The following is a 20,808-nucleotide window of genomic DNA, read 5'->3' as shown; positions in this document are numbered from 1 at the left end:
CCTAGGGTGGGTGCGGGGATGCCCGGGGTTCCGGTTCCCCTAGGATCGCCGGCACACAACAAGGAGACCGGGCATGAAAGCACTCGCCTTCATCGCCGCCCTGCTGGCCGCCACGGCGGTTCAGGCCCAGGAGCCCATCACGTTCAGGGTGCATCACTTCTGGCCGCCGGGCGCCATGCCGCCGACGCAGATCCTGGCGCCGTGGTGCGACAGGATCGCGGCCGATTCGGGCAACCGCCTCAAGTGCCAGGTCTACCCGGCCATGCAGCTGGGCGGCACGCCGGCCCAGCTCATCGACCAGGTCAAGGACGGTGTCGTCGACATCGCCTTCACGCTGCCGGGCTACACGGCCGGTCGCTTTCCCATCATGGAGGTGTTCGAGCTGCCCTTCATGACGAATTCGGCCGAGGCCGCTTCGCGTGCCGCATGGGACTTCTACGGCAAGTACGCCACCAAGGAGTTCCCCGGCATCAAGCCGCTGATGTTCGCGACGCACGACGAGGGCTATCTGCACACGCGCGACAGGCAGATCAGGACGCTGGCCGACTTCAGGGGCCTGAAGCTGCGGGCGCCGACGCGGCAGACGAACAGGCTGCTGGCATCGCTGGGCGCATCGCCCGTGGGCATGCCGCTGCCGGCGGTGGCCGATGCGGTCAGCAAGGGCACCATCGATGGCTTCGCGCTGCCCTGGGAGGTCATCCCGTCGGTCAAGCTGCACGAGATGGTGAAGTACCACACCGAGACCGACCACAGCCGGCCGGCGCTGTACAGCGCCGTCTTCGTGCTGGCCATGAACCAGGCGCGCTTCGACGGCCTGCCCGCCGACCTCAAGGCCGTCATCGAGAGGAACGCCGGCGCCGCGCTGTCGCAACAGGCCGGCCGCACCTGGGACGCCAGCCAGGCCCCTGCGCGCAAGCACGCCGTGGACCGCGGCAATGTCTTCTACACGGTGCCTGCCTCCGAGGTGGACAACTGGATCAAGGCCAGTCACCCGCTGTACGACGACTGGGCCGCCGACATGGACAAGCGCGGCCTGCCGGGCAAGCAGATGCTGGCCGAGGCGCAGGCCCTGCTGGCCAAGTACCGCAAGTGAAGTGGCTTGAGAGGCTGGCGGCGGCGTTCGCGCTGCTGGGCGGCGTCTGCGCGCTGCTGGTGGCGTGCATGACGCTGTGGAGCGTCGCCGGGCGCAACCTGTTCGCCGCGCCGGTACGTGGCGACATCGAGCTCAGCCAGACGGGCATCGCGCTGGCCATCGCGCTGTGCCTGCCCTGGTGCCAGCTGCGGCGCGGCAACATCATCGTGGACTTCTTCACCCAGGCTGCGCCCGCGCGGCTCAACGGCGCGCTGGACCGTTTCGGCGCGCTGCTGCTGGCGGTCATGCTGGGCCTGCTCGCGTGGCGCAGCGGCATGGGCGCCATGGCCGTCGACGAGGCCGGCGAGCAGACGATGATCCTCGGGCTGCCGATGTGGTGGGCCTACGCCATCCTCGCGCCCGGGCTGGCCCTGACAGCGGTCATCGCGCTCGTGCAGGCGGTGAAGCGATGAGCATCGGCCTGGCCATCTTCGGCCTGATGCTGGTGCTGATGGCGTTGCGCGTGCCCATCGCGGCCGCCATGTTCATCCCCGGCGCCCTCGGCTACGCCTGGATGAGCAGCGACGCCGCGCTGCTCAATCTCATCAAGGGTTCGGCAGTGGCGCGGCTGACGGTCTACGAGCTGTCGGTCATCCCGCTGTTCCTTTTGATGGGCCAGTTCGCCACCCAGGGCGGGCTGTCCAGGGCGCTGTTCCGCGCGGCGTCGGCCTGGGTCGGGCACTGGCGCGGCGGGCTCGCGTTCGCGGCCATCCTGGCTTCGGCCGCCTTCGGCTCGGTCTGCGGCTCGTCGGTGGCCACCTGCGCCACCATCACCCAGGTGGCCTATGGCGAGATGAAGGCGGCGGGCTACCACGGCCGGCTCTCGACCGCCGTGCTCGCCACGGGCGGCACGCTGGGCATCCTGATCCCGCCCTCCGTGCCGCTGATCGTCTACGCCATCCTGACCGAGCAGAACATCGCCAAGCTCTTTGCGGCGGCCTTCATCCCCGGGCTGATCGCGACGGCGGGCTATCTGGCCGTCATCGCCATCACCTGCCGGCTGCGTCCCGCGCTGGCCGTGCCCGGCCGGCGCCATGGCTGGGGCGAGCGCTGGCGGGCACTGCTCGGCGTGTGGCCGCTGCTGGTCATCTTCGTCGTCGTTTTCGGCGGCATCTACGGCGGCCTGTTCAGCCCGACCGAGGGCGCCTCCGTCGGTGCGCTGGCGACGCTGGCCAGCGGGCTGCTGTCCGGCGAACTGCGCGGCGAGGGCCTGAAGCGGGCGCTGCTCGGCACGGCCGAGACGACCGCCATGGTGTTCATGATCTTCCTCGGCGCCGACATGATGAATTCGGCCCTGGCCCTCACGCAGATGCCGACACATCTGGCGCAGTGGGTGGGTGGCCTGGCCGTGCCGCCGCTGGCCATCGTGGCCGGCGTGCTGGCGTTCTACGTCGTCCTGGGCTGCGTGATGGACGAGCTGTCCATGCTGCTGCTGACCATCCCGGTCATCTTCCCCACGGTGATGGGCCTGGATATCTTCGGCCTCGCGGCCGAGCCCAAGGCCATCTGGTTCGGCATCCTGGTGCTGATGACGGTGGGCATCGGCATGCTGGCGCCGCCGGTGGGGCTGAACGTCTACGTCGTCAACGGCATGGCGCGCGAGGTGCCGATGAACGAGACCTACAAGGGCGTCATGCCCTTCCTGGCCAGCGACGTGCTGCGGCTGCTGTTGCTGCTCTTCGTGCCCGCTGTCAGCGTGGGCGTGCTGCGATGGCTGTGAAGGGCCAGGCGAGCAGCAGCCCCAGCGCGATGCCGGCGGCGTCGGCCAGTACGTCCTGGGCATCGGCGCTGCGCGGCGGCAGGAAATGCTGGGCGATCTCGATGCCGACGCCGTAGGCCAGCAGGGCCACGACGATGAGCCACCACTGCCGCGGCCTCGGCCAGAGCGCCCAGACGCAGCAGAACGCCAGCGAAGCGAAGGCCAGCAGGTGGTTGGACTTGTCCCAGCCGGTGCTGATGCCCTTGGGAGGGTGGGGCACCAGGGCCAGGTAGGTGACCGAGAAGAACAGCAGCACGAGCAGCGCGCGCCACAGGCGGCGCTGCTCGGGAGCGGTGGCGTATTGGATCAGGCGGGGCATGGCGGGGCCGCATTGTGGCCGGCCCGCATGACTGCCTGGTCCCTCACTTCATCTGCAGCATCCAGCCCTTGGCCTGCCTCAGGTGGGCGGCCAGCTGGGCCTGTGCCGGGCCGACGGTCGGGTCGGTGATGGGCTGCTTCTCCAGCAGGGCTGCGTCGATCTGCTCGCGTGAGGCCGAGTTCAGCATCCAGTTCATCGATGGCGGGCGCTGGCCCGGGACCGCCGGCAGGCGCAGCTCCGCCACCTGGCCACAGCCGCCAATGCGCTTGATGAGCTCGACGGCCGAGTCCCGTCCGCGGGCGCCGTTGCCGTTCAGGATGCCCTGGGGCGGCGCGACGACCTCGTTCAGGCCCATGTGGGTGGCGCGGTAGCGGCGGCCGTCCAGCGGCAGGGCATCGGGGGCCGTGGGCGCGTCGCGGCACAGCCAGTCGTCGACCTGCGAGGGCGTGTTGGCCAGCAGCAGCAGGCGCAGCCGTGCGCGGTCGAGGATGCCGTGGCGGGCGCAGTCGTCCTCGGGCTTGCAGGCCTTCAGCCGGCCCGCGGCCTCCAGGTCGCGCAGCAGGTCGGACAGCGTCAGCGTCGCGCTGGCTTCCACGTAGCCGCCGTCGCCGAGCCGGTCCCAGATGCGGCCGACGTCGCCGGCCTCGCTGTCCTTGTGCGCCTCCTGGAAGACGACAGCACCGGCCGGGCTGATGTAGGGGAAGCGCGCGCTGTTGTGCACGGCCTGGGCCAGCGTCAGGCGTTCGACGTCCAGCCCGAGGGCGGGGTCGAGCAGGTCGATGCCGTCACCGCCGGGCAGCACGAAGTCGGCCTGGTAGACACGCTGGCCGCGCGACAGTGCCGACGTATTCAGCGCCAGCAGCGGCAGCCATTCGGCCTCGGTGGCGCGGGCATGCAGGGCCGTCAGCGGTTCAGCCCAGGGGTTGCGGTGGGCGGTGGGGCGCAGCGGGCACTGGCTGGCCAGGGCCTTGGGCCAGTCGCGCGTCCAGACCTGTTCCAGCCCCAGCGAGCGGTCGGCACCAGCGAAGGCCAGCGGCAGGAAGCGCTGGGCCAGATCGGGGTAGAGCATGTAGCCCACCGGCGTGGCGAGGTGGTCGCGGCCGGTGAAGTCGCGCACCAGCTTCCAGGGCGTGCAGGCGGCTGCGTCGGTGGCCTGGCGGCGCGCATCGACCGCAGCGACGAAGCTGGCGGCGCCCAGCGCGCCACCCGAGGTGCCGCTGATGGCGAAGACGGAGTCGGCGAAGTTGACGCCCTGCTGCTCGCCGAGGTCTTGCAGTCGGGCCAGCGAGGCGCTGCCCCAGTAGGCCGCCCGCGAGGCGCCGCCGGCAACGGCGACGAGGACCAGAGGGCGCTTGCCATCGGCGCCGACGGTGCGCAGCCAGGTCTGCACCCAGGCGTCGGCGGGCTGGCGGGGGGCGTTGGCGCTGCGTGCGCTCAGCTCGGGCGTGGCCACGCGGTGGTTGTCGTTCAGCGGCGCAAAGGCGATGAACAGCAGCGGGGGCAGGGCGGTCAGCGGTACGCGGATCAGCACCTTGGGCACATAGGTCAGCAGGATGCCGCCGAAGACGGTCCAGCTGCCCATGGCCAGCAGCACCAGCGCCGGCGAGCCGATGGCGCGCGCCGTCGCCTCCGGCCAGGCCAGCAGTGCGCTGAAGACGCCCCATTGCAGCAGCAGCACGAGGGCGACCAGCACGCGCGACGGCGTGCTCATGCGGTCTTCGCGCGCCATCTGCGCGATGGCCTCGCGTCGGCCGTCCAGGCACAGCAGGCGGGCGGGCAGCGAGCCGTCGCCGAGCTTGAGCAGCCAGGCACGGCGCTTCCAGGCGAAGAGGTAGAGGCACGTCGTCACGGCCAGCAGGCCGATGCCGATCAGGCGCTCGCGCGACTGCAGCAGGAAGAAGGCCGCGATGGGCAGGCCGCCGCCGAGGATCAGTCCGCGGGGCAGCCAGCGCCGCAGCGCCTGCGCGAAGCGCGGGTTCATGCATTCGCCGAGGGTGTCGGGCTTGAAGCGCCGGTCCAGCAGCAGCCGGCAGGTGTACCAGGCCAGCAGCAGCCACAGGCCGAAGGCGAAGAGGAGGATGGCGGTCTGCGTGCTGCCCACTTCCAGCGACAGCAGCGTCTCCTGGGCCTGGTCCAGCCCCAGCAGCACCGCGACGCCGGCGATGACGATGCCGACCGGGAAGGCGCACAGCCCCAGCACGCGCAGCAGGTAGAGCATCCAGGGCACGTCGCCTTCCGGCGCGGGGGCGGCGCGCGGTGGCTCGGGCGGGCCGGGCGGCCTGGGCTCTGCGGGCAGGGGTGGAGGCGACGGCGGGGAAAACTGCGGCGGCGGCGCGGGATCGTGGGGCGGGTAGACGACCGGAATCAGCATGGCCCGCACTCTAGCCGCGGGCTGCTGCGCCTCCAAGGCCGCCGCGGCCGCATGAAGACCCCGGCGCCCCCTGGGAAACCCTGGCCGGCTGGGCAGGCCGCGGCGGCGCTCGTACAGTTGCAGGCGACAACGAAGTCGGGGAGGACTCATGAACGACGGTCAACTGTTGCCCTTGCTGGGCGGCTTCCTGTTGGGGGCGCTGGTGGCCGCGGGTGCGGTGTACGTCTGGCTGTCGGGCCGGCTCAAGCGCGAGCGCCAGCGCGTGCACAACGTCGAACAGGCGCGCCAGCTGTCGGCCCAGCAGACGACGCAGGCCCGCAAGCAGATCGAGCAGCTGCAGCGCGAGAACCATGAGCTGCGCCTGGCCGTGCGGCCTGCGCCGCGTGCGGCGCCGGCGCCCGAGCCGGCCGTGGACCCGGCCGAAGCGGCGCGGCTCTACGCCGAATCCAAGATGCAGCCGACGCCCGCCAGGGAAACGCCCAAGGCCTTCAAGGACACGGTGATCCTCAAGCGCGGCGAGTGACATGAGAGAGGTCTTGTCACTGCCGGGACAAGACTGCGCCAGGACCGCTGCCTAGAATCGAACGGTCGTTCTATTTCTGGGCCGGCTGCAGGAGACGCGGCATGGCCCGTCAACCGAGGTCGTGCCCATGACAGCCCATTACGAAGTTCGCGGCAGCGTCGCCGTGATCACGCTCGACAACCCGCCGGTCAACGGCCTGGGTTTCGCCACCCGCTCGGCCTGCGCGGCCGGCGTTGAGCGCGCAGAGGCCGACCCGGCCGTCACCGCCGTCGTCATCACCGGCGCCGGCAAGGCTTTCTCGGGCGGTGCCGACATCAAGGAATTCGGCAGCCCCAAGGCGCTGGCCGAGCCCAACCTGCTGAGCCTGATCTCGGTCGTCGAGAACTGCAGCAAGCCGGTCGTCGCGGCCATCCACACGGTCTGCATGGGCGGCGGCCTGGAGCTGAGCCTGGGCTGCCACTACCGCGTCGCGCAGACCGGCACCAAGGTCGCCCTGCCCGAGGTGAAGCTGGGCCTGCTGCCCGGTGCCGGCGGCACGCAGCGCCTGCCCCGTGCACTCGGCGTGGAGCCCGCGCTGAACATGATCGTCAGCGGCGAGCCGGTGGAAGCGCAGATGCTGGCCATGGTCCCGGGCCAGAAGCTGTTCGACAAGATCGTCGATGCCGATGTGCTGGACGCGGCCGTCAAGTTCGCCGAAGAGGTGTCCGAGAAGCGTCCGCTGCCCAAAGTGCGTGACCTGAAGGCCAGGCATCCCGACCCCGAGGCCTATTTCCAGTTCGCCCGCAACATGGTGGGCGGCATGAGCAAGAACTTCCCGGCGCCGCTGCGCTGCCTGGAAGCCGTGGCCGGTGCGGTCAAGCTGAAGTTCGACGACGGCATGCGCGCCGAGCGCGAGGGCTTCGCGGCCCTTATGCTGACGCCCGAGTCCAAGGCGCTGCGCCATCTCTTCTTCGCCGAGCGCGTGGCCAGCAAGATCGCCGACGTGCCCGAGGACACGCCGCTGCGCACCATCGCCAAGGTCGGCGTCATCGGTGCCGGCACCATGGGTGGCGGCATCTCGATGAACTTCCTGAACGCGGGCCTGCCGGTCACCATCCTGGAGACCAAGCAAGAAGCTCTGGACCGCGGCGTCGCGACGATCAAGAAGAACTACGAGGCCCAGGTCAAGAAGGGCAAGCTCAAGGAAGACAAGTACGCCCAGCGCATGGCGCTGCTGAGCACGACGCTGAGCTATGACGATCTGAAGGACTGCGACCTCATCATCGAGGCCGTGTTCGAGGAGATCGGCGTCAAGGAAGCCGTGTTCAAGCAGCTGGACGCCGTGGCCAAGCCCGGCGCCATCCTGGCGTCCAACACGTCGACGCTGGACGTGGACAAGATCGCCTCGTTCACGAAGCGCCCGCAGGACGTGGTGGGCATGCACTTCTTCAGCCCGGCCAACGTCATGAAGCTGCTGGAGGTGGTGCGCGGCAAGGCCACCGCCAAGGACGTGCTGGCCACGGTCATGGCCATTGGCAAGAAGATCAAGAAGACCGCCGTCGTGTCGGGCGTCTGCGACGGCTTCATCGGCAACCGCATGATCGAGCAGTACAGCCGCCAGGCCGGTTTCCTGCTGGACGAGGGCTGCAGTCCGCAGCAGGTGGACAAGGCCGTCGAGAAGTTCGGCTTCGCGATGGGCCCCTTCCGCATGGGCGACTTGGCGGGCAACGACATCGGCTGGGCCATCCGCAAGCGTCGCGCTGTCGAGCGCGCCAACATGAAGTACTCGGCCAGCGCCGACCGCCTGTGCGAGCTGGGCCGCTTCGGCCAGAAGACGGGCGCCGGCTGGTACGACTACCAGCCCGGCAAGCGCGACGCGATTCCCTCGCCGGTCGTCGACGAGATGCTGGCCAAGCACCGCGAAGCCATTGGCGCCAAGAAGCGCGACATCAGCGACGAGGAGATCGTGCACCGCCTGGTGTTCGCTCTGGTCAACGAGGCTGCCCATCTGCTGGAAGAGGGTATCGCCCAGCGCGCGTCCGACGTGGACATGGTCTACCTGACCGGCTACGGCTTCCCGATCTTCCGCGGTGGCCCGATGTGCTACGCCGACACGCTGGGCCTCTTCAACGTCGTGCAGGCGATGAAGCGCTTTGCCAGGAACCCGATGGACGACGGCGCGTTCTGGACGCCGGCGCCGCTGCTGGCGCGTCTGGTGGCTGAAGGCAAGTCCTTCACCTGATCGCCGGCCCACACGAAATCTGAGTGTCTTGTGTGCCAGACCGATCGAGCGAAGCGAGTAGCTCTGGCACCAACTGATTAGGACTGACATGAGCAACGCACTGATCGTCTCCACCGCCCGCACGCCGCTCGCCAAGAGCTGGAAGGGCTCCTTCAACATGACCCACGGCGCCACGCTGGGCGGCCACGTCGTCAAGGCGGCCGTCGAGCGCGCCGGCATCGACGGCGGCGCCGTCGAGGACGTGCTGATGGGCTGCGCCAACCCCGAGGGGGCCACGGGCGCCAACATCGCACGCCAGATCGCGCTGGCCGCCGGCCTGCCGGTCTCTGTTAGCGGCCTGACCGTGAACCGCTTCTGCTCCAGCGGCCTGCAGACCATCGCGCTGGCCTCGCAGCGCATCATCGCCGGCGAGGGCGAGGTCTACGTGGCCGGCGGCGTCGAGAGCATCTCGTGCGTGCAGCAGGAGATGAACCAGCACATGCTGGAAGACAGCTGGCTGAGCCGCAACAAGCCCGAGATCTACTGGAGCATGCTGCAGACGGCGGAGAACGTGGCCAAGCGCTACAACATCTCCAAGGAACGCATGGACCACTATGGCGCCGGCAGCCAGCAGAAGGCCTGCGCGGCACAGGCCGCCGGCCTGTTCAACGACGAGATCGTGCCGATCACGGTGACGATGGGCGCCGTCGACAAGGTCATGGGTCTGGTCAGCAAGCAGGTGACCGCCAGCAAGGACGAGGGCCTGCGCGAGGGCACGACCTACGAGGGCATCCAGGGCATCCGCACCGCGCTGCCGGGTGGCGTCGTCACGGCCGGCAACGCCAGCCAGTTCAGCGACGGCGCCGGTGCCTGCGCCATCGTCAGCGAGCACTACGCGTCCACGCACAACCTCAAGCCCATCGGCCGCTTCCTCGGCTTTGCCGTCGCCGGCTGCGAGCCCGACGAGATGGGCATCGGCCCGGTGTTCGCCGTGCCCAAGGTGCTCAAGAAGCTGGGCCTGACGGTGGCCGACATCGACCTGTGGGAGCTTAACGAGGCCTTCGCCGTGCAGGTGCTGTATTGCGCCGACGTCCTGGGCATCCCCATGGACCGCCTCAACGTCAACGGCGGCGCCATCGCCATCGGGCATCCCTACGGCGTCTCGGGCCAGCGCCTGACGGGCCATGCCCTCATCGAAGGCAAGCGCCGCGGCGCCAAGCGTGTCTGCGTGACGATGTGCATCGGCGGCGGCATGGGCGCGGCCGGCGTGTTCGAAGTCCTCTGATGTCTGTCTCTGCGGAGGTGTTCCTGGCCATGGGCCGGGACGTCCTCGCCAAGCAGCCGTTCAGCGCGCTGCTCGGTGCGGAGCTGGCGGCGCTGGCGCCGGGCCAGGTCGAGCTGCAGCTGGTGCTCAAGCCCGAGCACCTGCAGCAAAACGGCTTTGCCCACGGCGGGGTCGTCAGCTACCTGGCCGACAACGCGCTGACCTTCGCCGGCGGCACGGCCATGCAAGTACCCGTCGTCACCTCGGAGTTCAAGATCAACTACGTCCGCCCGGCGGTGGGCGAGCGGCTGATCGCGCGCGCCGAGGCTCAGGCCGTCAGCAAGACCCAGGCGGTCTGCCGCTGCGAGGTCTTCGTCGTGAAGGATGGCGGCGAGAAGCTGTGCGCGCTGGCGCAGGGCACCATCGTTCGCCTGTCCCAGGACTGAGATGCAGGTCGACCTCGACACGCTGCGCGGCTTCTTCCGCTCGGCGCCCTTCATGGCCGACCTCGGCGTGGAGCCCACTGCCGTCGAGCCCGGGCGCGTGTGGACGGCGCTCGTCGTGGCGCCGCGCCATCGCCAGCACACCGGTGTCGTGCATGCCGGCGTCATCGCCGCGCTGGCCGACCACAGCATGGGCGCCGCAGCCCAGACCCAGGCCCCCGACGGCCACTGGGTGCTGACCGCCGAATTCAAGACCAGCCTGCTGCGCGGCGCGAGCGGTGAACGGCTGGAATGCGAGGCCTGGGTGTTGAAGCCCGGCCGACAGGTGACCTTTACCGAGGCCGAGGTGTACGCGGTGGCGGGTGACGAGCGCAGGCTCGTGGCCAAGGCCAGCGGCACGATGGCCGTGACCGTGGCGAAGGGGTGAGCGATGGCATCCCGATGCCGCGCTGGCACAGTCCGGAAGTCGAACTGATTTCCGGAGCTCCAACGATGAAATTCCTCACCACCTCCGCAGCGCTTGCGTTGTCCCTGATCGCTGGCGCTGCCGGGGCGCAGGCACCGGCCCCGGCCGGTACCGCGGCCGTCGTCAAGGCCCTCGAGGCGGGCGACTGTCCGACGGCGGCCCAGGCGCTCAACGCCGCGCTGGCGCAGCCCACGCCGCAGGTCTTGCTGCTGGCCGGTTCCATGTTCGAGCAGGGCCTGTGCCTCAAGCCCAGCGTCGAGCGTGCCGCGCGCTTTTACCTGCGCGCCCAGGAGCAGCCTGGCGCACCGGCGCGGCTGGCGGCCCTGTACGCCTCGCCGGCGGCCGGGCCGGACAAGGGCCTGGCGCTGTGGTGGGGCCTGCGCGCCGGCCTGCCGCTGCCGCGCGACTGCGACGTGGGCAGCGAAGCGCGCCAGGACGCCGACCGATTTGCCGCAGCGCTGACCGGCTGGCGGGCCGAGCGGCTCAACGGCTGCGTCCACGTGGTGGGCGTGCTGGCGACGCTGGGCGCCGAGTTCGTGACGGCCCCGGGCGGCGACGGCCTGCCTGTGGTCTTTGCGCCGGCCAGCGGCCAGTGGCTGGTGGCGCCGGAGCAGCTGGCGCAGGAGGGCCTGGACGCCGGCGTCGGCGCGGGCGCCATCCGTGGCTCGGCACCGGGCTTTCAGCGCACCGAGTCGTGGTCGCAGCCCGACACCTCGCGGGCCCGGGCTCGCGAAGAGCTGCGCGCCTACACGCCCCGCATCGAGAAGCTGGGGCGCGACGCCCTGGCGCGATATCCGCGCCCGGACGGCATCGACACCGCCTGGCGACTGAACTTCTCCATCATCGAACCCAGGCGTTGACCCATGCGCGAGACCCTCGAATTTCTCCTCTATGACTGGCTGCGCGCGGTCGAGCTGACGGCGCGCGAGCGCTTTGCCGATCACTCGCGCGAGACCTTCGGCGCCGTGCTCGACACCTGTGAGCGCATCGCCCGGGAGAAATTCGCGCCCAGCTACCGGCTGCTCGACACCGAGGAGCCGCGCTTCGACGGCGAACGGGTTCACCTGCCTGCAGCCACGCTGGAGGCGGTGAATGCCTTTGTCGATGCCGGTCTGCTGGCCGCCGCGCAGGACTACGACATCGGTGGCATGCAGCTGCCATGCCTGGTCGAGACGGCTGCCAGCGCCTTCATCAGCCAGGCCAACGTCTCGGCAGGCTCCTACGCCGTGTTGACGACCTGCAATGCCAATCTGCTGATGGCCCATGGCAGCGAGCGCCAGCGCGAGGTGTTCGCCAAGACGCTGTTCGCCGGCACTTGGTTCGGCACCATGTGCCTGTCCGAGCCGCAGGCGGGGTCGTCGCTGTCCGACGTGGTCACGCGCGCGGAGCTGGAGGACGAGGACGATGCTCTGGGCCCGCGCTACCGCCTGCGCGGCAACAAGATGTGGATCTCGGGCGGCGAGCACGAGCTGCGCGAGAACATCGTGCACCTCGTGCTGGCCAAGGTGCCCGGACCGGACGGCAGGCTCATCCCCGGCACCAAGGGCATCTCACTGTTCATCGTGCCCAAGCAGATGGTGGGGGCCGACGGCCGGCTGACCGGCGAGCGCAACGACGTCGCGCTGGCGGGCCTCAACCACAAGCTCGGCCACCGCGGCACCACCAACTGCCTGCTGAACTTCGGCGAGGGCCGCTTCCAGCCGGGCGGCAAGCCGGGCGCGGTGGGCTATCTCGTCGGCAAGCCCGGCGAGGGCCTGCGCTGCATGTTCCACATGATGAACGAGATGCGCATCGGCGTCGGCCTCGGGGCCACGATGCTGGGCTATGCCGGGTTTGAAGCCAGCCTGGAATACGCCAAGCAGCGGCCCCAGGGCCGGCCGATGACAGCCGCCGGCAAGGACGCGGCCAGCCCCCAGCGACCCATCATCGAGCATGCCGACGTGCGCCGCATGCTGCTGGCGCAGAAGAGCTATGTGGAGGGCGGCCTGGCGCTGGAGCTGTACTGTGCCCGCCTCGTCGACGAGCTGCACACCGGCGACGCCAAGGCCGAGGCGCAGGCGCTGCTGGACGTGCTCATCCCCATCGCCAAGAGCTGGCCCAGCGAGTGGTGCCTGGAGGCCAACTCGCTGGCCATCCAGGTACTGGGCGGCTATGGCTACACGCGAGACTTCCCCGTGGAGCAGCTCTGGCGCGACCAGCGCCTGAACATGATCCACGAGGGCACCCACGGCATCCAGGCGCTGGACCTGCTGGGCCGCAAGGTCGTGCAGCAGGGCGGCGCGTCGCTCGCGGCGCTGGCCGCGCGCGTGCAGGCCACCATCGAGCGCGCCATGCAGACCGACTGGGCCCCGCAGGCCAACCAGCTCGCCGCCGCGCTGGCCCAGGTGGGTGGCGCCACGAAGAAGGCCTGGAGCACCGGCGAGCCCGAGGAGGCGCTGGCCAACGCGACGCCGTACATGCAGGCCTTCGGCCACACCGTGCTGGCCTGGCTGTGGCTGGACGTGGCGCTGACGGTGCAGGGAGGCAGCGACTTCGCCCAGGGCAAGCGCGCCGCGGCCCGCTACTTCTTCGCCTACGAGCTGCCCAAGATCGGCGCCTGGCTGGACGTCGTCGCCCGCCGCGAGCCGCTGTGCCGTGAGATCAAGGCCGAATATTTCTGAGGAGACTGATGATGAGCACCAAGGTGCAAGACCTGTTTGACCTGAGCGGCCAGGTGGCCCTCGTCACCGGCGGCTCGCGCGGGCTGGGCCTGCAGATCGCCGAGGCGCTGGGTGACGCCGGCGCCAAGATCATGCTGACCTCGCGCAAGGCGGCCGACCTGGAGGAGGCCGCGGCCCATCTGCAGGCCCGCGGCATCGACACGCGCTGGATCGCTGCCGATGCTTCCAAGCCCGAGGAGGCCCAGCGCGTGGTGGCCGAGACCATGGAGCGCATGGGCAAGATCGACATCCTCGTCAACAACGCCGGCGCCACCTGGGGGGCTCCGGCCGAGGAGCACCCCATCGAGGCCTGGGACAAGGTCATGGACCTGAACATCCGCAGCCTCTTCGTCTTCGCGCAGGCGGTGGCCAAGGCCAGCATGATCCCGCGCAAGTCCGGCCGCATCATCAACGTGGCCTCCATCGCCGGCCTGTCGGGCAATTCCGGCGCGATGAAGACCATCGCCTACAACACCAGCAAGGGCGCGGCCGTGAACTTCACGCGCGCGCTGGCCGGCGAGTGGGGCGCCTACGGCATCACCGTCAATGCGCTGGCGCCCGGCTTCTTCCCGAGCAAGATGACCAAGGGCCTGCTCGCCAGCATCGGCGAGGACAAGCTGGCCGCGCACGCGCCGCTGAACCGCCTGGGCGACGACGAGGACCTGAAGGGGGCCGCCCTGCTGTTCGCGTCGCGCGCCGGCAAGCACATCACCGGCCAGATCCTGGCCGTGGACGGCGGCGTCAGCGCGGTGCACGGGGGCTGAACGGATGACCCGTCGCCCCGCCCCGCCACTGCACTTCCCGGTCCACATTCCCTTCGTCCAGCAGCTGGGCTTCGAGTTGCACAGCCTGGGAGACGGCGAGGCCGAGCTGCGGGTGGACCTGCAGGAGGGCCATCTCAACTCCTGGGAAGTGGCTCATGGTGGCGTGCTGATGACGCTGCTGGACGTGGCCATGGCCCATGCCGCCCGCAGCGTCCACCGCGACCAGCCCGGCATGGGGCCGGGCGTCGTCACCATCGAGATGAAGACCAGCTTCATGCGCCCCGGCGAAGGCGAGCTGCGCTGCCACGCCAGGCTGCTGCACCGCTCCACCACCATGGCCTTCTGCGAGGGCTCCGTCTTTGGCGGCGACGGCAAGCTGTGCTCCCACGCCACCGGCACCTTCAAGTACCTCAAGGCACTGCCGACCCAGGGAAGACGGCTCAACAAGCTCACGCCGACGGAGGCAGCGGCAGGCGAGGGCGGGCAAGGCTGACCCTGCATCGCTCTCGGGTTTGATTGCGATTTCTGAAACGTTGTTCCAATAACGGGCACAATCGCGCCAGCGTCAGCACCTCGCGGTGCGCGGTTGGCCAGGCGGCCGTCCGGACCATGCAGTCCGGCGCCCTGATCGGGAACACGCCCCTGGCATGACGGTCCGCGCTCAAGGCCCCTCTGGCCGGAGCCGCAGACCCCTCGCCCACGTCCAGATTCGCCCGAAAGCCACCCGCCATGAAGATCGCCCTCATCATCGAGAACAGCCAGGCCGCCAAGTCCGAGATCGTCCACAACGCGCTCAAGACCGTTGCGCAACCGCTGGGCCACAGCGTCCACCACTACGGCATGTACACGCCCGAGGACAAGGCCTCGCTCACCTACGTCATGAACGGCCTGCTGGCCGGCATCCTGCTGAACAGCAAGGCGGCCGACTTCGTCGTCACCGGCTGCGGCACCGGCATGGGCTCCATGCTGGCCTGCAACAGCATGCCCGGCGTGTTCTGCGGCCTCGTCATCGACCCGACCGACGCCTTCCTGTTCGGCCAGATCAACGACGGCAACTGCATGTCCATGCCCTATGCCAAGGGCTTCGGCTGGGCCGCCGAGCTGAACCTGCAGGACTGCTACCGCAAGCTGCTGGAGAACGAGCGCGGCGCCGGCTACCCCAAGGAACGCGCCGCCATCATGGCCAAGAACCGCGGCATCCTGAAGGACCTCAAGGCCGCTGCCTGCAAGGACATGCTGACCGTGCTCAAGAGCGTGGACCAGGACCTGCTCAAGGCCGCCGTGTCGGGCGAGAAGTTCCAGGAGCTGTTCTTCACGAACTGCCAGGACGATGCCATCGCCGCCCACATCCAGGGCGTGCTGAAGGGCTGAGCCCTTCTACAGGGCCGGTGCCGCACCCGGCGCCTGCATCGGGCCGTCGCAGATGGCCGGCCCCGATGATTGCCGGACACCCCCCGGGGAGGGGGCATGTCGACGCTTCGACGGACAAGTCACGCAGGGCCTGAATAGAGTGCCTCACGTTCTTGTGTGGCGAGGGGGATGCGATGAAATCGACGTCATGGGCATGGGCGCTTGCCGCAGCGTTGGGTGCCGCGCCCTGCGGGGCCGCGCCCACGTATGCCTACGAGTTCAGCTTCACCTTTGCGGGCAGTTCCGGACGACACATCGATGGCAGTTTCACGGCCAGCGATTTCGATGCCTCGGGCTACCTGCACGGGATGGCCAACGCCGCGGCGACTTTCTACGACTGGAACGGCAGCGGCTTCGTGGCGAAGGCGTTCGACGGCCCGTTGACCTTCGGCAGGTACACCGAGTCGGGATGGCAGACCGGTGAGGCGGAGGTCAGCGCCGACCCCACGAAGAACAATTTCATCCTGCTGGACTGCGTGTCCTTCAATGCGAGCGGCGTCTGCACCGGCGGCTTTGACAACTTCGTGCTGTTTCGACAGGTCTCGGGCGGATCGAACGACGAGATCTTCTATGCCTATGGGCCTGCCCTGGGCGTCAACCTTTCCGACCGTGGCCCGGCGCTGGAAGGTGTCTGGTCGCTTCGGCAGGGAGCGCTGGTCAACCAGTTGCCGGAGCCCGACGGCCTGGCCTTGATCGCGGCCGCTGCGCTGGGCGTCGCGGCCACGGTTCGGCGCAGGGTCGACCGCTGACGCGCATGGCTTGATTCTGGCGCCGTGCCCTGGGCACGGCGCGGCCGGTACCGGGCGTCTGCCTGCCATGGTTCGGTTCATCGGGTGTCGCGGGGCTCTGCGAGACTGTCGCGATGCCTGGACTCCCGCCCCACCTGACGCTGCGCACGCTGACGCGCGGCGACGGTCTGCTGGGCCTGCGTCCGCGCGGGCCGCTCGGGCCGCGCGGTGAGCAGGTGACGGTGGCGACACTGGCGCGGCGCGATGCCGATGCCGAGCAGGCACTGCGACAGCGGGGCGCCGTGGCCCTGGACCCGGCCCTGCTGCAATGGCGCGGCACGCCGCCGCCGCTGGGAGGCGAGTCGCTGTGGACGCTTCCCCAGGAAGAGTTCTTCGGCGACTTCCATGCCGAGCAGGTGCCCGAGCTGCTGGCCCAGGGCTGGCAGGTGACGACGGAGCCCGGCTTCGCCCACCACAGCCAGTTCGTCAGCGGCTGGCGTCTGGACCTGACGGAAGACGCCGCCGAGGACTCCCCCCGGCCCAGCCGCCGCGTCGAGGGCGTCGCCCTGGCGCGTCGCCAGGGCGCCTGGCTCGTCAGCCTGGGGCTGGAGGTGGAGGGGCAGCGCATCGACCTGGCGCCGCTGATGGCCAACCTGCTGCGCCGCGACAAGCGCTGGCTGGACGCCGTGGCCATCGCCGCCATCGAGGACGACGCCATCGTCTCGCTGCGCGCCCCGGGCGGCAGGCGCTATCACGCCGTCGCGGCGCCGCTCAAGGCCATGATGCTGGCGCTGCTGGACCTGCTCAAGCCGGTGCAGCTGGAGAAAGGCCAGCCGCTCAAGCTCAACGCCTGGGACGCCGACCGCCTGCGCTGCATCGAGGACGAGTCGCGCGGCCGCTGGCAGATCCACGGTGACGCGGGGATCCAGGCGCTGGGGCGTCGGCTGCTGGCAGCCGGCACACCTGCAGCGTTCGATCAGCCGCCGGGTCTGGGACTCACGCTGCGGCCCTACCAGTTGCACGGCCTGGCCTGGCTGCAATACCTGCGCGAGCAGCACCTGGCCGGCATCCTGGCCGACGACATGGGCCTGGGCAAGACGGCGCAGGCCCTGGCCCATATCGCCACCGAAAAACAGGCTGGCCGGCTGGATCGCCCGGCGCTCGTCATCGTGCCGACCTCGCTGCTGTTCAACTGGCAGCAGGAGGCCGCGCGCATCGCGCCCGGGTTGCGTGTGCTGACCTGGCACGGCGCCGATCGCGCGAGCGCTGCCCCGCCGGCCGGGGCCGATGTCGTGCTGACGACCTACAACCTCGTCTGGCGCGATCTGCGGGTGCTGTCTGCCCAGCCCTGGCACCTGCTGATCCTGGACGAGGCCCAGGCCGTCAAGAACGCGCAGGCGCGCGCGGCGCGCGCGCTGCGCCGGCTCGACGCCCGCCACCATCTCGCGCTGACCGGCACGCCGCTGGAGAACCACCTCGGCGAGCTCTGGTCGCTGTTCGATCTGCTGATGCCCGGCTTCCTTGGCGACTCGCGCAGCTTCGCGCGCCACTGGCGCAAGCCCATCGAGGTCAACCGCGACGGCCCGCGCGCCCGCCTGCTCGCGGCCCGCGTGCGGCCCTTCATCCTGCGCCGCCTCAAGACCGAAGTGGCCACAGAGCTGCCGCCGCTGACCGAGCTGGTCAAGCGCGTCACGCTGGAGGGCCGGCAGAAGCAGCTCTACGAGAGCGTGCGCGTGGCAGCCGACCACATGGTGAGGCGCATCCTGGCCCGCGACGGCTTCACGCCCACCAGCCTTGTCAGCGTGCTGGACGCCATGCTCAAGCTGCGCCAGGTCTGCTGCGACCCGCGCCTGGTGAAGGGCGTGGAGATGGCCCCGCACACCGAGCGCGCCAAGCTCGACTGGCTGCGCGAGCACCTGCCCGACTTCGTCGCCCAGGGCCGGCGGCTGCTGGTGTTCTCGCAGTTCACCGAGATGCTGGACCTGATCGCGTCCGAACTGGACGATTTGCAGCTGGCCCACCTGCGCCTGACGGGCCAGACCCCCGCGGCCCGGCGCGGCGACATCGTGCGCGGCTTCCAGGCGCGCGAGGTGCCCATCCTGCTTGCGAGCCTCAAGGCCGGCGGCGTCGGGCTGAACCTCACGGCTGCCGACACCGTCATCCACGTCGATCCCTGGTGGAACCCGGCCGTGCAGGCCCAGGCCAGCGCGCGCGCGCACCGCATCGGCCAGGACCAGCCGGTCTTTGTGTATCAGCTCGTCGCCGAGGGCAGCATCGAGGAGCGCATGCTGGAGCTGCAGGCGCGCAAGCGCGCGCTGGCCGACGGCCTGCTGGGCAGCGACGACGGCGCGGCGCTGGGCAAGTTCAGCGCGACGGAGCTGAACCTGCTGCTCGCGCCGCTGACGACGGCGCCGGCCTGAACCGGCGCCGGCTCAGGGAGAGACGCGCCTGGCCCGCAGCTCGCTGCGCAGCTGCTCCGCCTGGTCCTCGAAGCGCACGGCGGCCAGGCCCAGCACGGGGTCCTGCAGCAGGGCGGTGTCCAGGGTCGAGCGTCCCTGCCAGCGTTTCACGAGATCCTCGCCCAGCGCGTAGAGCTGGCGGTTCTTGCCCTCGGCGTCGGCCAGGGCCTGGGTGCTGCGCTCCAGCAGCTGCGCCAGGGCCTGGTTGGCCTGCAGCCGTGCGGCACTTTCCTGGCGGGTGACCAGCAGCTGCTGCTGCAGGGCGGACTCGCGCCCGGCGGCCTGGGTGGCCTGGACCGAAGCCTCCTGCTGGGCCTGCCTGGCCGCCTGCAGCTGGGCGCGCAGGCCGTCCAGTTCGGCCTCGCGCGCCTTGAGCCTGGCGGCATTGCCCGCGACCTGGGACTTGGCGGAGGCCGCGTCTTTTTGCGCGGCGGCGGCGGCGGCCTCGGCCCTGGCCTTGTCGGCCTGCAGCTGGCCCTGCTGCTCCTGTGCGGTGCGCAGCGCGGACTGGGCCCGGCGCAGGGCCTCGCGCTCCTTGGAGGGCTTGGCGTCCTCGGCCTGAGCCCCGAATGCCAGGCCCGCGGCGAGCAAGGCGACGGCAAGACGTTGCGTCTTCATCAGAACCTCACGTTCAGGTCGAGCTGCAGCACGTCGATGCGCAGCGGTGCGCTGCTCAGGTTGCCGCTGAGCGAGGTCGGGTCGCCGGGCACGGCGAGGAAGCGCACGCCGTCGTCCAGGTTGCGTGTGCTGGTCCAGCGCGCGCCGAGCCAGAAGCCGCGGTCCAGGCCGTAGTTGCCGCCGATGCTCCATCCCTTGTAGTTCGTGCCGCCGAGATGCCAGGTGGTGTCGGTGAAGCCGTCCACCCAGGCGTCGCGCTCCACCAGGCGCAGGGCTGCGAAGGCCTGCCAGTCGCCGCGGCGCGCGAGCTTGGGCGCACCGACCTGCAGGCGCCCCTGCACGGCCATGGTCTTCTCGCGCAGGTCGGGCAGGGCGACGCCGGCACGGGCCTCGATGTCCTTGATCTTGAAGCCGGTGTTCTTGATCCAGTCCAGCGTCAGGCCCGCCGGCACCGGCAGCACGCCGTCGAGCTGCAGTCCCAGCGTGAGGTTGACCGGCTTGAAGCGCGAGGCCAGGCCCCAGGTGGGCGCGCTGGCGCTGGTGGGGTCGTTGACGTTGATGAGCGTGTTGCCCTTCAGGCGCAGGCTGGCGAGGTATTGCGAGGCGAAGTAGTTCGTCGCGCCGTTGCGCGGGCCGCTGGGCGGCGGGCTGGTCTCGCGCCGGCCCTCGATGTGGCGGAACTGGTAGCCCGCCAGTCCCAGCTTGAACTGCACGCCGCGCGCGAGATCGATCTCGCCGCCCGCCTGCACGCCCAGCAGCCATTTGTCGCGCGTGGCGAGGTTGAGCTCCTCTAGCGGGAAGACGCCGGCCGTCGCGAACAGCGAGCGCTGGGGCGTGAAGGCGTGGCTGAGCCTGGTGGCCACGCCGTCGAAGGCGAGGTCGTCGGGCCAGGCCAGGTCGGTGCTGTAGAAGGGATTGGGCATGCGGCCGAAATCCGCCGAGATGCCGTTGGAGAACAGCGGCGGCTGCCAGTGGATGTAGGCCCGGTCCAGCCCCACGGTGTAGCGGTTGAAGTCGTTGCCCAGCGTCTGCGACGTGGATGTGGCGCTGTTGCCGGTGCTGCCGGTGGCCAGGCGCACGCTGGCCAGCACCTGGTCGCTGAGCTTGGCGTCCACCTCCAGGCGGCCGCGCAGCGTCATGCGCTGGCGGTCGGTCGTCGTGTTTGTCAGGTCGGGCGCCCAGGCCGGCGTCGCCGTCTGGGCGCGGTAGACCTCGGCGGGCAGGTTGTGGTCATCGAAGAACTCGCTCTGCGCGCGGGCGCGGATGTCGCCGCTGACCCGGATGCGGCCGACCCAGTCCGGCAGCGCGTCGGGCTGGCCCCAGCGCTCGCCCTTGGCCTGGGCCAGCACCTCCGTCTTGATCTCGTCGCGCATCTGCTGGCGCAGCGTTTCTGGCACGTAGGGAATGCGCAGCACCTTGGGCGCTTCGGCCTGGGCCTGCGGGGCCGGTGCGGCGGCGCTGGCCTGGGCCTGCTTCAGGATGGCCTCGGCCTTGTCGCGCGTCAGCAGGCCCTGGGCGACGAGGGCGTCGATGAGTGCCTGCGTCGTCGCGCGCAGGCGGGCGAGCTCCTCCTTGTCGGAGGACGTCTGGGCACCGGCCGGGGCGGCGAGCAGGGCGGCGGTCAGCAGGGCGAGGATGGGTTTCATGTCGGGA

General features: G+C 70.2%; 19 protein-coding genes. 15 read left to right on the top strand and 4 right to left on the bottom strand.

Going from position 1 to position 20,808, the window contains the following annotated elements; translation table 11 throughout:
• Nucleotides 1–73: 73 nt before the first annotated feature.
• The 3 genes from AC07VX_RS19600 to AC07VX_RS19590 are packed head-to-tail and all read left to right on the top strand — an operon-like array spanning nucleotide 74 to nucleotide 2,852.
• Complete coding sequence (locus tag AC07VX_RS19600) at nucleotides 74–1,093, top strand: TRAP transporter substrate-binding protein (RefSeq protein ID WP_493165836.1); 1,020 nt, start codon at nucleotides 74–76, stop codon at nucleotides 1,091–1,093.
• Nucleotides 1,090–1,545, top strand: coding sequence for a TRAP transporter small permease (locus AC07VX_RS19595; protein WP_493165837.1), 456 nt, complete (start codon nucleotides 1,090–1,092; stop codon nucleotides 1,543–1,545). The genes AC07VX_RS19600 and AC07VX_RS19595 overlap by 4 nt, the downstream gene beginning before the upstream one ends.
• On the top strand, nucleotides 1,542–2,852 hold the full coding sequence (locus tag AC07VX_RS19590; protein ID WP_493165838.1) for a TRAP transporter large permease: 1,311 nt from the start codon (nucleotides 1,542–1,544) through the stop codon (nucleotides 2,850–2,852). Before AC07VX_RS19595 ends, AC07VX_RS19590 begins: the two co-directional genes overlap by 4 nt.
• Here the strand turns inward: AC07VX_RS19590 and AC07VX_RS19585 are convergent.
• A complete protein-coding gene (locus AC07VX_RS19585; protein WP_493165839.1) occupies nucleotides 2,824–3,210 on the bottom strand; it encodes a VanZ family protein in 387 nt (128 codons plus the stop codon). The two genes, AC07VX_RS19590 and AC07VX_RS19585, sit on opposite strands and share 29 nt — an antisense overlap.
• Nucleotides 3,211–3,253: 43 nt before the next feature.
• The gene (locus tag AC07VX_RS19580; protein WP_493165840.1) at nucleotides 3,254–5,581 is read right to left on the bottom strand and encodes a hypothetical protein; all 2,328 of its coding nucleotides are present in this window, start codon (nucleotides 5,579–5,581) and stop codon (nucleotides 3,254–3,256) included.
• Nucleotides 5,582–5,729: 148 nt separating this feature from the next.
• On the opposite strand from AC07VX_RS19580, the gene AC07VX_RS19575 reads away from it, so the two are divergent.
• The 12 genes from AC07VX_RS19575 (at nucleotide 5,730) to AC07VX_RS19520 (ending at nucleotide 18,498) form a co-directional block, all read left to right on the top strand.
• Entirely contained in the window at nucleotides 5,730–6,104 is a 375-nt protein-coding gene (locus AC07VX_RS19575; protein ID WP_493165841.1) for a hypothetical protein, read from the top strand.
• A 127-nt stretch (nucleotides 6,105–6,231) separates the two neighbouring features.
• Nucleotides 6,232–8,325, top strand: coding sequence for a 3-hydroxyacyl-CoA dehydrogenase NAD-binding domain-containing protein (locus AC07VX_RS19570; protein WP_493165842.1), 2,094 nt, complete (start codon nucleotides 6,232–6,234; stop codon nucleotides 8,323–8,325).
• An 88-nt stretch (nucleotides 8,326–8,413) separates the two neighbouring features.
• Entirely contained in the window at nucleotides 8,414–9,589 is a 1,176-nt protein-coding gene (locus tag AC07VX_RS19565) for an acetyl-CoA C-acyltransferase (RefSeq protein WP_493165843.1), read from the top strand.
• Nucleotides 9,589–10,014, top strand: coding sequence for a PaaI family thioesterase (locus tag AC07VX_RS19560; RefSeq protein ID WP_493165844.1), 426 nt, complete (start codon nucleotides 9,589–9,591; stop codon nucleotides 10,012–10,014). Before AC07VX_RS19565 ends, AC07VX_RS19560 begins: the two co-directional genes overlap by 1 nt.
• 1 nt (nucleotide 10,015) lies before the next feature.
• Nucleotides 10,016–10,438 (top strand): PaaI family thioesterase, encoded by a 423-nt coding sequence (locus AC07VX_RS19555; protein WP_493165845.1) that lies wholly within the window; start codon nucleotides 10,016–10,018, stop codon nucleotides 10,436–10,438.
• Between the two features lie 65 nt (nucleotides 10,439–10,503).
• On the top strand, nucleotides 10,504–11,337 hold the full coding sequence (locus tag AC07VX_RS19550) for a hypothetical protein (RefSeq protein WP_493165846.1): 834 nt from the start codon (nucleotides 10,504–10,506) through the stop codon (nucleotides 11,335–11,337).
• A 3-nt stretch (nucleotides 11,338–11,340) separates the two neighbouring features.
• Nucleotides 11,341–13,137: an acyl-CoA dehydrogenase gene (locus AC07VX_RS19545; protein WP_493165847.1), complete on the top strand. Its 1,797-nt coding sequence runs from the start codon at nucleotides 11,341–11,343 to the stop codon at nucleotides 13,135–13,137.
• A gap of 11 nt (nucleotides 13,138–13,148) precedes the next feature.
• Nucleotides 13,149–13,940 (top strand): SDR family oxidoreductase, encoded by a 792-nt coding sequence (locus tag AC07VX_RS19540; protein ID WP_493166087.1) that lies wholly within the window; start codon nucleotides 13,149–13,151, stop codon nucleotides 13,938–13,940.
• Between the two features lie 4 nt (nucleotides 13,941–13,944).
• The gene (locus AC07VX_RS19535; protein WP_493165848.1) at nucleotides 13,945–14,433 is read left to right on the top strand and encodes a PaaI family thioesterase; all 489 of its coding nucleotides are present in this window, start codon (nucleotides 13,945–13,947) and stop codon (nucleotides 14,431–14,433) included.
• A 236-nt stretch (nucleotides 14,434–14,669) separates the two neighbouring features.
• On the top strand, nucleotides 14,670–15,311 hold the full coding sequence (locus AC07VX_RS19530; RefSeq protein ID WP_493165849.1) for an RpiB/LacA/LacB family sugar-phosphate isomerase: 642 nt from the start codon (nucleotides 14,670–14,672) through the stop codon (nucleotides 15,309–15,311).
• Between the two features lie 173 nt (nucleotides 15,312–15,484).
• Nucleotides 15,485–16,099, top strand: a complete 615-nt coding sequence (locus AC07VX_RS19525; RefSeq protein WP_493165850.1) for a hypothetical protein — start codon at nucleotides 15,485–15,487, stop codon at nucleotides 16,097–16,099.
• Nucleotides 16,100–16,212: 113 nt separating this feature from the next.
• A complete protein-coding gene (locus AC07VX_RS19520; RefSeq protein ID WP_493165851.1) occupies nucleotides 16,213–18,498 on the top strand; it encodes a DEAD/DEAH box helicase in 2,286 nt (761 codons plus the stop codon).
• Nucleotides 18,499–18,510: 12 nt separating this feature from the next.
• On the opposite strand, the gene AC07VX_RS19515 is transcribed toward AC07VX_RS19520, so the two are convergent.
• Nucleotides 18,511–19,155, bottom strand: a complete 645-nt coding sequence (locus AC07VX_RS19515) for a hypothetical protein (RefSeq protein ID WP_493165852.1) — start codon at nucleotides 19,153–19,155, stop codon at nucleotides 18,511–18,513.
• Nucleotides 19,155–20,801 carry a putative porin gene (locus AC07VX_RS19510; RefSeq protein WP_493165853.1) on the bottom strand — a complete coding sequence of 549 codons (1,647 nt, stop codon included), beginning with the start codon at nucleotides 20,799–20,801 and terminating at the stop codon, nucleotides 19,155–19,157. The genes AC07VX_RS19515 and AC07VX_RS19510 overlap by 1 nt, the downstream gene beginning before the upstream one ends.
• Nucleotides 20,802–20,808: the final 7 nt, after the last annotated feature.

Source organism: Roseateles sp. GW821-FHT03B02 (assembly GCF_059421025.1).
Note: the sequence above shows the minus strand (reverse complement) of the source record. Positions and strands in the feature narration are given on the sequence as shown.